Here is a 12,950-nt window from a genome sequence, read left to right as displayed (position 1 = left end):
TGTTCGACCCTACTTGGTTACCCCCAACAGTGGCTGGCCGACCTCGGCCTCACCAGTGGCGATATCTTCCACAGCGGCCAGCGACTTGGAGTTGACCACGGTCATAATCACCGTGGTGTCCACGCCGTGACCTGCGATTGCGCCGAAGTCGACGTCCGCGAGGGCGTCGCCAATCTCGACGCGCTGCTTCTTCTCCACGAGCGGGGTGAAGCCTTCACCCTTCAGCTTGACGGTGTCAATGCCGATGTGGACGAGGACCTCGACGCCGTCGTCAGTCTTGATGCCGTAGGCGTGCCCCGTCTTCGCGACAGAGATCACCTTGCCAGCAACCGGCGCCACAACCTTCTCGACGCCGCCTTCCGGCAGCACACCAATCGCCTGGCCGAGCGCACCGGATGCGAACGCGGCGTCCTGGATCTGGTCCATCGGGACAACCTTGCCTGCGATCGGCGCGGTGACCTCGCGTGTGTCCGCTGCAGGGGCCGCCGGCTCGTCGGCCTCTGCTGCTGCAGCGGCTGGAGCGGCCGCCGCCGGAGCCGCTGCCGCAACTGCCGGAGCTTCCTCCTGCTCTTTTTCCTCCTGCGCTGCACGTGCGCGAGCCAGGGCCTCTTCACGCTCTTCCGGCGTGCGGTAGTCGGTGAAGTAGATGACGAAGAACGCGGTGAAGAACGCGACCGCAATCGCGATGACGTAGACCCACATCGGGCTGAAGACCACGGTGGTCAAAAGCGAGGTGAACACGAACGCGTTGGTCTGCACGCCGCCGAACGGGGTGCCCAGGATCGCGATGGTCAGGCCACCGGTGAAGCAGCCCACCAGCATGCGCGGGTAGATCCTCTTGTAGCGCAGGTGAATACCGTAGAGGGACGGCTCCGAAATACCACCGAACAGACCAGCTGCCAGCGCCGACCCGGAGGTCTGGCGCATGACTGGATCCTTATCGCGCAGCGAGAGCGCGAACACAGCAGCGGTTGCACCGAAGCAGGCGAAGTTCCAAGCACCCATTGGGCCCTGGATGAAGTCGTAGCCCAGGGTCTGAATGTTGACCAGCATGAGGGCGTTGAGCGGCCAGTGCAGGCCGAGCGGCACCAGGAACGGGTACAGCATTGGGATCAGGATGGCGAACACGAATGGCGCATTGCCATTGAGCCATGCGAGGCCAACACCAATCCATGCGCCGAGCGCGTAGCCGAGCGGGCCAATCACGATCGCGGTAACCGGGATCATCACAAGCAAGGTGAGGAACGGCACGAACACCATGTGGACCGCGGACGGAATGATCTTCTGGAAGCCCTTGTACACCAGGGCCGCCACGACCGCCATGATCAGCGGCACGAACACGTTGCCACCGTAGTCAGGCAGCAGCATCGGCAGGCCCATCACCGTCACGCGGCTGACCTCGGTGCCGAGCAGGTTATTCGTCTCAACCACGGCATCCGGGTGGCTCGCCAGCCCCATGAACTCAGGGGTGAACAGCGCCAGGATGACAGCGGCAGGCACCCACGGCTCAATGTTGAGCTTCTTGCCCGCGTTGTACGCAACCATCACCGGCAGGAAGTAAAACACCGAGCGCCACATCGCGTCGACGAACTGCCAACCCGGCGTCTTGACCTCCGCACGGAAGTCAACAAATCCCAGCGCGTCCATCACTGCAGCAAACGCAATAATTAACGACGCCCCAAGCAACACACCCAGAATCGGCCTAAAGGAATCCGAGAGGTACTCGAAGAAGGCGTCCATCCACGGCACCTTGCCCTGCGCCTTCGCGCGCTGGGCCGCCTTCACGTCATCGTTGCTCTGGCTGCCACGCGACTGCATCTCCGGCAGGTTATTCATCGCGTTGTACACCGTCGCGACATCCCCGCCAACAATCACCTGGTAGTGCGACCCGCCCTGCGGCACCGCACCCATCACCTTCGGGTTCGCCTCGAGATGCTCCTTGTCAGCCAGGGAGGCGTCGTTGAGCTCGAAACGCAAACGGGTCGCGCAGTGCGTAAAGGACGCAATGTTGTCCGCACCGCCAATCCCCGCAAGGATATCCGCCGCCTGCTCCTGCAAGCCGGCCTGCTTGGTTGCCATGTTCACTCCTTTTCTTCATAGAACCAGGGATGAAAAAAGACCCGGGACGCGAAAACGTCCCAGGTCTTGCCCCGCCGAACCCGGCAGGTAACAACCCTGTGGTTGGTATTACGTTCCACTATATGCCGGAACGTTTTGGTGTGCAATAAGCTTGCTCTCAGCTGGGAACCAACGCTCCAGCAGCAGTGCCGCCCACATCACCAACGACGCCAACCCGATCAGGTTGCCCATGTACCAAAGGGGCGTCGAGAAGCTGTAGGCATCAACCTCTGGGTAGAGCTGGTACGACGGCACAAACAGCACCGCGACGTAGAGCACGTACGCGAGCTTCCACACCGACGGCACCGCCGCAAAAATCAGCGGGACCGCCAACATCACGCAGGAGAAGTGGTGCGACACCGCGTACGGCCCACCCACGCTAATGCCCAGCGCGACGAAGAACAACGCATGCACATCCAGGCCGCGACGCAGCAGGTACCACGCACCCAAGCCCGTAAGCAGCGCGAAGACCAGGAAGATAACGCCGGTCGGGGCCTCCAGCCCCGCACGCGCGAACAGGCCGGACAGCGCCTGGTTCGGCGGGTACATCGCGTTGCCGCCGCGGTCGGTGTTGAAGAACTCGTCGGTGAAGTAGTACCAGGTCTCCGCCGGACGCATCAGCACACCAATCAGAATCGTGCCCACAAACGTCCCGGCCGCACGCGCCACCGACGCCCAATCTTTCTTCACCAAGAACAAAATCGCGAACGCCGCCGGCGTGATCTTAATCCCGGCCGCAATACCCACACCTACACCGCGCAACTGCCGCGGCAACAAGCCCAGCACATCCACCACGACCAGCGCGAACAAAAACACGTTAATCTGGCCGAAGAAGAAATTCGCCTGCAACGGATCAATCGCCAAGGACCACGCAATCACCCCCACCAACACCAGCGGGGTCACCTTCACGTCCAGCCTGCGCAGCGCCAACCACGAAATGAGCGCCACGCACGCCATCGTCGCCAACGTCCACACCACGTCCATCACCGGCTCAGGCATCCACGTCAGCGGAACAAACAGCAAGGCCGCGAACGGCGGGTAGATGAAGCGGAATCCGCTACGAGTCGGGAAGTCGTCGTACAGGTCGGCGCCGCTGATCAGGGCGTTGCCGGCGTCGCGAAACACGCCGACGTCCAACAACTCGCCGCGCGCCGCACTGCCAAAGACCTCACTGAGCCCACTCGCGGCCGCGAGCACCCCAACGAGCACCCACACCCACAACGAAACCTGCTTCACCATCGAATCGCCTTACGCCCATCACTATTGACTAACTCTGCTGCCTAACTCTGCGCATCATACCGATACAAAGGGACACGAATGAACTACACTACGGAATACACCTTTCCCGACTGCTTTAAACGAAGGAAGCGCATGAACAACCAGCAGCCCATGTATGACAAAGACGGCCTCCCCATCACGCAGCCAACCAGCCAGTTCCAAGGGTTCGGGCAGTACGGGCAAGCCGGGCAGTTTGGGCAGGGTTCACCGTACGGGCAACCGCAGATGCAACAGTTCGCACCTGCACAAATGCAGTCAGCATACGGGTACGCCGTACCCCAAAAGAACAAGTTCCTCGCGGCGGCGTTGTTCTTCTTCCTTGGCTCGTTTGGCATCGGTAACTTCTACCTAGGGCAGAACGTCCGTGGCGTCACCAAAGTGGGGCTCTTCCTGACCGGCAGCTTCTTCAGCCTGATCCCATTCGTCGGCTGGATCGTTTCCACTCCGATCTTCTTCGCACTGTGGGTGTGGTGCATCATCGAGATGATCATGGTGCTCGTCGGCGGCGGAGGCTACGACACCGACGCCAATGGGATCCCGCTGAAGTAATTGACACGAGCAGAAAGTTCACGGCCGCCAAGCTGAACTGCGCACCAGATCCCCGAATTTTAAAAAGTGCTATCAGAATAACGGCTGGTCAACAAAGGGCTAGCGTTTTAATAGGCGGGAATTTGGTGCGCGCCCAGCCAAGCCACGGGGAACTTTTCCACAGCAGCACGCGAACGAGCAAAGCAAAAAGCCCGGCGGCCTGGGAAAACACAAAATCCCAAGCGCCGGGCCACCAAACCCAAGCTAACTAGCCCTACGCCTCCGGCTTCACCAGCGGGAACAGTACGGTCTCGCGGATGCCAAGGCCGGTCAGGGCCATCAGCAGGCGGTCGATGCCCATGCCGCAGCCGGCGGTTGGCGGCATGCCCTGCTCCATCGCGGCGAGGAAGTCCTCGTCGAGGACCATGGCTTCGTCATCGCCGTGTGCGGCGAGGCGGGCCTGGTCTTCGAAGCGTTCGCGTTGGATGACTGGGTCGACAAGCTCGGAGTACCCGGTGGCCAGCTCGAAGCCGCGGACGTAGAGGTCGAACTTCTCGGTGACGCCAGGCTGCTCGCGGTGGTCGCGGGTCAGTGGGGACGTCTCGACTGGGAAGTTGATCACGAAGGTCGGCTCGTACAGCTGGTCGGAGCAGAGGTGCTCCCAGATCTCCTCGACGAGTTTGCCGTGCAGCCAGCCCTCATCCTTCGGCACCTTCAGACCGATGACGTCGGCGATGCCCTTCAGTTCCTCCACGGAGGACTCGATGGTGATCTCAGGCTGGCCCGGGAACTTGCGCTGCAGCGCCTCGTTGAGGGAAGGGTACATCTCCATGACCTTCCACTCGCCGCCGAGGTCGTACTCGGTGCCGTCTGGAAGGGTGACGGTGGTGGAGCCGAAGACTTCCTTCGCACAGAACTGCACGAGTTCCTGCATGGTCTTCGCGCCGTCCTTGTAGGTGCCCCATGCTTGGTAGGTCTCGAGCATGGTGAACTCGGGCGAGTGGGAAGAGTCGACGCCCTCGTTGCGGAAGTTGCGGTTGAGCTCGAAGACGCGCTCAATGCCGCCAACGACACAACGCTTGAGGTAGAGCTCCGGCGCAATGCGCAGGTAGAGATCCATGTCGAGCGCGTTGGAGCGGGTAATGAACGGGCGGGCTGCGGCACCGCCGTGCAGGGTCTGCAGCATCGGCGTCTCGACCTCGACGAAGTCGTGGCCGGTGAGGAACTTACGCACAGCTGCGATGACCTTGATGCGGGTCATGGCGTTCTTGCGGGCGTCCTCGCGCATGATGAGGTCGGTGTAGCGGTGGCGGACGCGCTGCTCCTCGTTCATGTCAGCGAACGCGACAGGAAGTGGGCGTAGCGCCTTGGACGCCATGTGCCAGGACTGCGCCTGGACGGAGAGCTCGCCACGACGGGAGGCGATGACGCGGCCACGCACGGAGACGATGTCGCCGAGGTCGGTGTCGGCCTTCCAGGACGCGAGCGCCCCCTCCCCTACCTCTGCGAGAGAAAGCATGACCTGCAGCTGGGTGCCGTCGCCCTCCTGGAGGGTGGCGAAGCAGAGCTTGCCGGTGTTGCGCTGGAACATAATGCGGCCCGCGACGGCGACGACGTCCTGTGTCTCTTCGCCCGGCGCGAGGTTGAACTGGCCGTCGCCTTCGCCCTCGGGCACGGCACGGTACTTCTGGCGCAGCTCGCGCAAGGAGGTCGTGCGGTCGACGACGACTGGGTAGGCGTCGCGGCCTTCGCTCAGAAGCTTTTCGCGCTTCGCACGACGGAACTGTTGCTGTTCGGAGAGGTCCTGCGTTGTTTGATTCTTCACGCTGACCTAGCCTAGTCGGTCCGGGTCAGCCGTGGTCAATTAGTCGTGTATTCGGCTTGCCTCCCACGAAGCACACGGCTACAACGACGAGCAGCATGCCGACGCCTCCAACGATGAAGGCGCGCGCCGTCCCGTCGGAGGCGCTGCCGGTGGCCTGGGTGCCCATGGTCATCGTTGCGATGAATATGGCGGTGCCGGCCGCCCCGCCGAGCTGCTGCAGCGTGTTGAGCGCCGCGGAGCCGTGGGCGTAGAGCTGCGACGGCAGCGAGGACAGTGACACGGTCATGAGCGGGGTCATGATCATGGACATCGCCACGTTGACCAGGATCAGCACGGCAACGAGCTGCCACTGTGGGGTGTCATCGGCGAGGATGGCCACAAGGATCCACTGGGAGGCCAACATCAGCACCGCACCCGGGATGGCCAGGGGCCGTGGTCCGTAGGCGTCGTAGCAGCGCCCCGCAATTGGGGACGCGACGCCCTGTGCAATACCACCTGGCAGCAGGATCAGACCGGTGGCCACCGTGGAAATCCCCAGGCCGACCTGCATGTAGACCGGCAGGATGTTCACGGTGCCCAGCAGGATGCCGAAGGCGATGAACACGCCCACAACAGAGAAAGCGAAGTTGCGGTGGGCGAACACGCTCAGGTCAAGCAGCGCGCGCCCGGTTGGCGCCAGGCGCAGCTGCCTGCGCACGAACAGCACCAGGAACACCGCGCCGAGGACCAGGGCTGCGGCAGGGTTCCAGGAATCGCCGGTGAGCAGGGAGGTGATCGTCGATAAGCCGTAGACGAGGCCGCCGAACGCGAGTGCTGAAAGGAGCACCGACAGGATGTCGAGTGGATCGTCGTGGCGCTCGCCGACGTTCGGGAGGGCGAACACCGCGAGCAGCACCGCCACGGCGGGGATAGGCACCATCACCCAGAAGATGTGGTGCCAGGTAAACGCGCCGAGCACGAAGCCGGCGAGCGTGGGCCCGAGGGCGGGCGCGACCGACATCACCACCGCGTTGAGTCCCATCACCGTGCCGCGGCGCTGCGGGGCGACCACCGTCACGGTGACCGTCATGAGCAGCGGCAACATCGCCGCCGTGCCGAGCGCTTGCACCACGCGCGCGGCGAACAACACCCCGAACGAGGGCGCGGTGGCCGCCATGACGCAGCCGATGATGAACAGCGCCATCGAGGCGAAGTAGACGGCGCGGGTGCTGAGGCGCTGGATGACGAAGCCGGAGGCCGGGATCGCCACGGACATGGTGAGCAGGAAGCCGGTCATCAGCCACTGGGCCGTATCGGCGGGTACGCCGAAGTCCGCCATGATTGCGGGCAGGGCAACAGCGACGGTGGTCTCGTTGAAGATCATCATCATCGCAGAGACCACCAGCACTCCAATAAGCAGTACTGGGTTCGTTGATTTCATAGCCCGGCTTAGGCTACTCCTCGTCAGCAACTGGGGCACAGAGAGGCAGGTCGAGGCGCTGTGCCTCGGCATCATCGCCGTTGATGACCACCATGTACTCGCGCTCGGTGCGCGGGGTCAGCACGAAGGCCGGCGGGGTGGCGTCGGGAAGCTGGTAGTCGTAGATGAGGCACTCGCCGGAGCCCAGCACGACGGCTTCCTTCGGGTCCGGCAGGACGCGATCGAGCGCATCAGAGGACACATACTTTGCGACGGAAACTCCCAACGTCTCATCCGAGCACCTGATCTTGCCCTCTTGACCCTCGTCCGGCGTGGCGGAGTCACAGGTCAGGCCGTGCCAACCCTTCTGCCCGGCTTTGTCGGACACGATGCCGGGGTAGGTCTCGGCGATTTCGGCCTCGACGCCGACCCACTCCTCACCGCGGTGCTGCATCCAGTACCAGATGCCGCCGGCTGCAATGAGCAGCAGCACCACGATGGCCGCGATCCACGGCCAGAGCTTGAACTTCTTCTCGGCTTCTGGGCGCACGTACTCGCCGGTCGGCCCATACGGGTAGGGCTGCGGTGGCTGGCGGTAGCCGTCGGTGGCGCCCGGCGCGACCGGGGACACCTCCGGCTCATCGAGGGGTTCACCGGCGACGGCGTTGAGGTAGCCGACGCAGCCGGTGGCGGCGTTGGCGGCGTCCTCGTCAACGTCGAGGCCGGTCATGGAGTTAAAAAGGTCGATAAAGCTTGCGACGTTCGCCGCGTGTTGCTCCTCGGCGTGCTCGGGCGCGGTGGCCGTCGGGCCGACCAGGGTGAGCTTGACCGGGACGCTGGACCAGGCTGGCTGCACCAGCATCCGGGACGCGTCCACGGAGCGGGCCACGAACGCGCCGAGGCCCTGGGCGTCATAGTCATCGATGGCTTCGGCCACGCCGATGAGCAGCTCGCGGGCCTCGGCGGGGGTGAATACGCCGCCGTCGGCGTGCTTGTCGGCGATCAGGCGGGCGAGCGAAGCGCCGGTCGGGGCTTCGCGCAGTACGTAGAGGTGGCCGTCGTCGGTGTAGCCGGCGCTGCGCGGCTGGAACGCGCCCGGGTGGTTCGAGGCGGCAAGCGCCCGGTTCAGGCCTGCGATGTCGCGGCGTTGGTTCTCGGGCTGGGTGGCGTCGAAAAGCTCGACTTCGACGGCCTGGCCTGCATCATTGCTGGCGACGAAGAGCTGTGAGTCTTCGGTGCGCCCTGTGGCTTGGACTTGCTCGGGGGTGAAGTCCATGCCGAAGCGCTCGTTCAGGATTCCAGCAATCAGGTCTATAGGCATGCCAAAGAGTGTAGCGAATAACTCGCCGTTTCTCGCTATGGCCCTCGTCTTTCCGCCCTAGTCCTCGATGTGTTTGAAGCCGATGCCGAGCGGCAGACCAACGTTGTCGTGGAGGCGCACCGTGCCGCCGTCGGTGGCGGGCAGGTCGATCGCGGCGAGCAGCCGGGCGTCGCCCTGGGCAGGGGCCTCGCGCATAGCCAGGTCGCGCACGGCGAGGTAGGCAGGCGTGACCCCTGCGGCTTCGAGCACGCCGCGCACGGTGTCCAGGACGGTCTCGGCGCCGTGTTCGGCGGCGTGCGCCCCCGCGGTCAGGGCGGCGGACAGCGCAAGCGCCTGGTCGTGGGCGTCTTCAGCGACGCGCTCGTTGCGCAGCGAAAGCGCCAGCCCGTCAGGCATGCGCACGGTGGGCACGCTGTGCAGCTTCACCTCCATGCGCAGCCCAGACACGGCCAGCTGGGTGGCCACGAGCAGCTCGAAGTCCTTCTCCCCCATCACCAGGTCGGTGGCGTGCGTGGCGTTGAGTACCGCCAGGATGCGGGCGACGTCGCGGGACACGGCGTCGGCGTCGTCGAGGTGCTCCATCCCGGTGCGCACGCTCACGGCGGTGCGCAGCTCGCCGTGGAAGACCACGTCCACGCCCTCGTTGCGGAAGGTCTCGGGCACCTCCTCGCCGGAGTAGGTGACAAACACGTACGCGCCGAGCAGCGATTTCGCCGCCCGGATCAGCTCGATGTGCCCGGCGTGGACGTCGGCGCCCAGCGGTACGACCGCGATCGTCTTGCCAATCTTGCGGAATGCGCGCCCGTAGGTGGCCAACAGCTGCTCATCACGTACGACAACCGCGTTGCCCGGTTCAAAAGTCACAGGTCTTCCTCTCGTTGCTGCGCCGCGCGGCGCTCCAATACTTCTACTAATCGACGCACCCCTTCTCCCCCAACCGGCTCTCGGTCGAGCGGGCGCAGCGGCGGCAGCTCGGCGCCGTCGAGGGCGTCCGCGACCGCCTCGAAGTTGGGGTTGGCCTGCCGCAGCAGCGCAAGCGCGTCCTCCTGGACGACGCGCTGCAGGGCGCGCAGGTGCTGGGCGGTGGCCACCAGCGGGCGGGCCGCATCCGTGATCGGCATGGTGACCTGCCCGAGCTCCCCGAGCACCAGCGCGATCACGGTCTCCCCCAGCTCGTCGGCCGCAGAGGTGACCCACACGTTGTCCACGATGTTGTGCGCGCACATCACGACGGCCCCTGCGACCTCCACCTCGTCGAGGAGCTGGGCGCCGTGGTCCAGGTTGGTGTGCCAGAACATCTGCCTCGGGCGTACGAACGGCGCGCACTCGGCGGCGGCGCGCTCAATAACGTCAGCGGAGCCCTCGAGGAGCACCAGGTCGGCGGCGGCGATGTCCGCGGCCACGCGCGGGTACGTCACGCAGTGCCCGGCGCGCGCAAGCTGATCACTCAGCGCGCTGGGGCCGCGCCAGGCGGCGATGGTCAGCGTTGGGCTCATTTGTTGCGGCGCGCTAGCAGCTCGGCGACAGAGACAGCGTTGTCACCGGCCGCGTCGCGGCGGCGGCGTCCCCCAGCGCGCGGAGCTGGTTCCGGCACGGTCTCGATGACCTCAGTGACTGGCTGCTGGTGGCGGCCGTGCTCAGGCTCAGGCTCTGGTTGTGGTGCTGGCTCGGGCTCCGACTCAGGCACTGGCTCGGGTACGGGCTCAGGCTCCGGGATTGGTGTCGGTTCAGGCGCCGGCTTCTGCGCTTCTTGTGCTTCTTGCGCTTCCTGCGCTTCTTGCTTCGCCTGGTGCTCGCTAATCAGCGCCGTGAGCGGGTTCTGCGTCTCCCGACTCGGCTGGCTGCCAATGCGCCCGGCGATCGCGTCGGAGGACGGCGCCCCGGCCGGGCGGTCGTCGGACGGTTCGTAGGTGGGCTGTGTGAAGGACTCAATCTCCTGGATGCGGCGCGCCGCGGCGTGCACGGCGGCGGGCTCGTACTCGAAGACGTGCCCGCTCATCTCCTCGATCGTGGAGCGCAGGGAGCGCAGCTCCTCCTGGATGTCGCGCAGCAATTCCTCGGAGGGGGCGTCGACACCCGAGGGTGCGCCAGCGCGCGCGGCCTCGAGCTCTGCGGCGAACGTCTTCTCCCGCTCCTCCTGCAGGCGCACGGCCTCCTCGTTGTCGCGGCGCAGGCGGTAGATCACAATGAGGCCCGCGACGGCGGCCCACAGCGCCAGGATCAGCGAAAGCTTGAGTATGTTCGCGGAGTTGGTAAACAACATCACCACTGTGCCTGCAAGCGCAGCCACAAATGGAACAATCACCCAAGTATTTTTCATGCCCACTACCTTAGCTAACCTGTTCTCCACTTGAGGGCGGCGACACCTCACACACCCGTTCCAGCACTACACCAGCTACCGCCAGCGTGACTCCGCCCAACGCCCCGGAGACCAAGGGCGGCACGTCCTGCGCCGCGGCCATCAGCACGTGCATCCGGGGCAGCACGAAGAGCAGGCACCCCGCGTACAGCCCGCCGCTGACCGCTCCTGCCCAGGTGCAGGCCTTGCCAAACAGCATGAAGTTCGCCGCCATCATCGGGTTGAGCTGGCTGCGATCCAGGCCAACCTTGCCCTCATCGCGGCGCTTGTGCACCATGAACGCAACGTAGAAACACACCGCTGCCACGATCCAGAGGCTCAGCGGCACCACCATGTTCAGCGACTCAAGCAGGCCGAACAGGCGGCGCACCACAATGAACGCCGCGGCGGTACAAAACCCGAACACGGCGATCACTCCGGACAGCGGCGTGCGTTTCACAGCTTGCGAACCCCCTGGGGCTCCAGCTCCGCGAGAATCTCGCTGACCGGGCGATCGAGCAGCTTGGCGTGCGGGTCAATCTCCAGCCAGGGAACCAGCACGAACTCGCGCAGGTGCGCGCGTGGGTGCGGCAGCGTCAGCTCAGGGTCGTCGCTGCGGTAGCCCTCGAAGTCGATGATGTCCACGTCCAGCGTGCGCGGGCCCCAGCGCACGTCGCGCACCCGGTTCGCCTGCTGCTCCAGGCGCTGGCAGCGGGCAAGGAGGCTGTAGGGGTCGTCGCTGTCGGTTTCGATAAGAAAGCTCTGGTTGAGAAAGTCTGGCTGCTCCACCCCGCCCCAGGGCGCGGTGGCGTAAATCGAGCTTGCGTCGAGGAGCTCGGCGGCGAACTCGTCGGCGACCGACTGCAGGTGGGCGCGCGAGTCCTCCATGTTGGAGCCTGCCGAAATCACCGCGCGCATCAGCGGGCCCCCATCCGTTTGCGGGAGCGGCGTGCCACCACGGCGACGTCCTCGAAGGGAAGCGGGATCGGCGCGTGCGGCTTGTGCAGCGTGACCTCAACCGCGTGCAGGATGTCGAAGCGCTCCATGGCGGCCTCGGCGATCTCGGTGGCCACCGTCTCGATGAGCTGGCGCGGCGTGCCCGAGGCGATGTCGCTGGCCAGCTGGGCTAGCTCCGCGTAGTTCATCGTCTGGGTCAGGTCGTCGGTGGCGGCGGCGCCTGCGAAGTCGAGCCAGCAGGTGATGTCCAGCAGGAAGCGCTGCCCGTGCTCGCGCTCGTGCGGCAGCACCCCGTGGTGTGCGTAGACGGACAGGCCCTTGAGCTCAATGCGGTCAGCCAAGGTTGCCCGCCTTCCACGCGGCGGCCACGTCCACGGCGTCGCGGGAAACGGCCACCTCGTGCACACGCACGCACCAGGCGCCAGCCTGAGCGCACAGGGCGGTGACGGCGGCGGTGGCTGGGTCGGCGTCAATAGGTCCGTGCTCGAGCCCGCGGGCGGCGCGCACCCCGGTGAGGAAGCGCTTACGGCTGGCGCCCACTAGCAGCGGGTAGCCGCAGTCCATCAGCGCGGGCAGCGCCTGGAGCAGCTGCCAGTTCTCCTGCGGAGTCTTGGCAAAGCCGAGGCCCGGGTCCAGCGTGATCTGCTCGGGGCGCACCCCGGCGGCCGTGGCGTTGGCAACCAGCTCGTCGAAGAGGCCGAGCACGTCAGCCACCACGTCCCCGCCGTGGTCGGCGGCACCGGAGGCGTTCACGAACTGCTGGGCACGCCAGTGCATCAGGCACACCGGCAGATCCGTGCGCGCCATCGTGGCGTACATGTCCGGGTCCGCGAGCCCGCCGGAAACGTCATTGATGAGGTCCACGCCGGCCTCGGCGGCGGCCTCCGCGGTGGCGGCGCGCATCGTGTCCACGGAGGTGCGGATGCCGTCCTCGTGAAGGGCCCGGATCACCGGGGCCACGCGCGCCACCTCGACCTCGGCGGGCACACGCGTCGCGCCCGGCCTGGTCGACTCCGCACCCACGTCGATGATGTCCGCGCCCAGGCGGACCAGCTCGTGGGCGTGCGAGAGGGCGTCGTCAACCGCGAGCCACTTCCCGCCGTCCGAAAACGAATCTTCCGTGACGTTGACGATGCCCATCACCGTCGTGCGCCCCGGCGCGGTGAGATCCTGCACACTGACCATT

Annotated in this window: 13 protein-coding genes; 1 reads left to right on the top strand and 12 read right to left on the bottom strand. The window is 65.5% G+C overall.

Annotated elements, in window-relative coordinates:
- Positions 1 to 9: 9 nt before the first annotated feature.
- Both BJP05_RS01720 and BJP05_RS01715 read right to left on the bottom strand, forming a co-directional pair.
- The gene (locus tag BJP05_RS01720) at positions 10 to 2,079 is read right to left on the bottom strand and encodes a glucose PTS transporter subunit IIA (RefSeq protein WP_070361905.1); all 2,070 of its coding nucleotides are present in this window, start codon (positions 2,077 to 2,079) and stop codon (positions 10 to 12) included.
- 108 nt (positions 2,080 to 2,187) lie between these two features.
- Complete coding sequence (locus BJP05_RS01715; RefSeq protein ID WP_070361904.1) at positions 2,188 to 3,357, bottom strand: glycosyltransferase 87 family protein; 1,170 nt, start codon at positions 3,355 to 3,357, stop codon at positions 2,188 to 2,190.
- A gap of 132 nt (positions 3,358 to 3,489) precedes the next feature.
- Between BJP05_RS01715 and BJP05_RS01710 the strand changes: the two genes are divergently transcribed.
- Positions 3,490 to 3,945 (top strand): NINE protein, encoded by a 456-nt coding sequence (locus tag BJP05_RS01710; RefSeq protein ID WP_070361903.1) that lies wholly within the window; start codon positions 3,490 to 3,492, stop codon positions 3,943 to 3,945.
- Positions 3,946 to 4,198: 253 nt separating this feature from the next.
- On the opposite strand, the gene lysS is transcribed toward BJP05_RS01710, so the two are convergent.
- The 10 genes from lysS to folP are packed head-to-tail and all read right to left on the bottom strand — an operon-like array spanning position 4,199 to position 12,949.
- Positions 4,199 to 5,749, bottom strand: coding sequence for a lysine--tRNA ligase (gene lysS, locus BJP05_RS01705; protein ID WP_070361902.1), 1,551 nt, complete (start codon positions 5,747 to 5,749; stop codon positions 4,199 to 4,201).
- A 25-nt stretch (positions 5,750 to 5,774) separates the two neighbouring features.
- Positions 5,775 to 7,169, bottom strand: coding sequence for a DHA2 family efflux MFS transporter permease subunit (locus BJP05_RS01700; protein WP_070361901.1), 1,395 nt, complete (start codon positions 7,167 to 7,169; stop codon positions 5,775 to 5,777).
- 13 nt (positions 7,170 to 7,182) lie between these two features.
- On the bottom strand, positions 7,183 to 8,469 hold the full coding sequence (locus tag BJP05_RS11250; RefSeq protein ID WP_070361900.1) for a hypothetical protein: 1,287 nt from the start codon (positions 8,467 to 8,469) through the stop codon (positions 7,183 to 7,185).
- Between the two features lie 57 nt (positions 8,470 to 8,526).
- Positions 8,527 to 9,333 carry a pantoate--beta-alanine ligase gene (locus BJP05_RS01690; RefSeq protein WP_070361899.1) on the bottom strand — a complete coding sequence of 269 codons (807 nt, stop codon included), beginning with the start codon at positions 9,331 to 9,333 and terminating at the stop codon, positions 8,527 to 8,529.
- Positions 9,330 to 9,965 carry a hypothetical protein gene (locus BJP05_RS01685; protein ID WP_070361898.1) on the bottom strand — a complete coding sequence of 212 codons (636 nt, stop codon included), beginning with the start codon at positions 9,963 to 9,965 and terminating at the stop codon, positions 9,330 to 9,332. Before BJP05_RS01685 ends, BJP05_RS01690 begins: the two co-directional genes overlap by 4 nt.
- Entirely contained in the window at positions 9,962 to 10,789 is an 828-nt protein-coding gene (locus tag BJP05_RS11370) for a DUF6779 domain-containing protein (RefSeq protein WP_205634840.1), read from the bottom strand. The genes BJP05_RS01685 and BJP05_RS11370 overlap by 4 nt, the downstream gene beginning before the upstream one ends.
- Before the next feature lie 10 nt (positions 10,790 to 10,799).
- The gene (locus tag BJP05_RS01675; RefSeq protein ID WP_070361896.1) at positions 10,800 to 11,267 is read right to left on the bottom strand and encodes a DUF3180 domain-containing protein; all 468 of its coding nucleotides are present in this window, start codon (positions 11,265 to 11,267) and stop codon (positions 10,800 to 10,802) included.
- Positions 11,264 to 11,725, bottom strand: coding sequence for a 2-amino-4-hydroxy-6-hydroxymethyldihydropteridine diphosphokinase (gene folK / locus BJP05_RS01670; RefSeq protein WP_070361895.1), 462 nt, complete (start codon positions 11,723 to 11,725; stop codon positions 11,264 to 11,266). The genes BJP05_RS01675 and folK overlap by 4 nt, the downstream gene beginning before the upstream one ends.
- A complete protein-coding gene (folB, locus tag BJP05_RS01665) occupies positions 11,725 to 12,105 on the bottom strand; it encodes a dihydroneopterin aldolase (protein WP_070361894.1) in 381 nt (126 codons plus the stop codon). The genes folK and folB overlap by 1 nt, the downstream gene beginning before the upstream one ends.
- A complete protein-coding gene (gene folP / locus BJP05_RS01660; RefSeq protein ID WP_070361893.1) occupies positions 12,098 to 12,949 on the bottom strand; it encodes a dihydropteroate synthase in 852 nt (283 codons plus the stop codon). Before folP ends, folB begins: the two co-directional genes overlap by 8 nt.
- Between the last annotated feature and the right edge of the window lies 1 nt (position 12,950).

The sequence above is a fragment of the Corynebacterium sp. NML98-0116 genome, assembly GCF_001767255.1.
GTDB lineage: Bacteria > Actinomycetota > Actinomycetes > Mycobacteriales > Mycobacteriaceae > Corynebacterium > Corynebacterium pseudogenitalium.
The sequence above is the reverse complement of the archived record's forward strand: the minus strand, read 5'-3'. Positions and strand labels throughout refer to the sequence as shown.

Coding starts and splice junctions, on each gene's coding strand:
- BJP05_RS01720 (WP_070361905.1), bottom strand. CDS start 2,079: ATGGCAACCAAGCAGGCCGGCTTGCAGGAGCAGGCGGCGGATATCCTT.
- BJP05_RS01715 (WP_070361904.1), bottom strand. CDS start 3,357: ATGGTGAAGCAGGTTTCGTTGTGGGTGTGGGTGCTCGTTGGGGTGCTC.
- BJP05_RS01710 (WP_070361903.1), top strand. CDS start 3,490: ATGAACAACCAGCAGCCCATGTATGACAAAGACGGCCTCCCCATCACG.
- BJP05_RS01700 (WP_070361901.1), bottom strand. CDS start 7,169: ATGAAATCAACGAACCCAGTACTGCTTATTGGAGTGCTGGTGGTCTCT.
- BJP05_RS11250 (WP_070361900.1), bottom strand. CDS start 8,469: ATGCCTATAGACCTGATTGCTGGAATCCTGAACGAGCGCTTCGGCATG.
- BJP05_RS01685 (WP_070361898.1), bottom strand. CDS start 9,965: ATGAGCCCAACGCTGACCATCGCCGCCTGGCGCGGCCCCAGCGCGCTG.
- BJP05_RS11370 (WP_205634840.1), bottom strand. CDS start 10,789: ATGAAAAATACTTGGGTGATTGTTCCATTTGTGGCTGCGCTTGCAGGC.
- folK (WP_070361895.1), bottom strand. CDS start 11,725: ATGCGCGCGGTGATTTCGGCAGGCTCCAACATGGAGGACTCGCGCGCC.
- folP (WP_070361893.1), bottom strand. CDS start 12,949: ATGGTCAGTGTGCAGGATCTCACCGCGCCGGGGCGCACGACGGTGATG.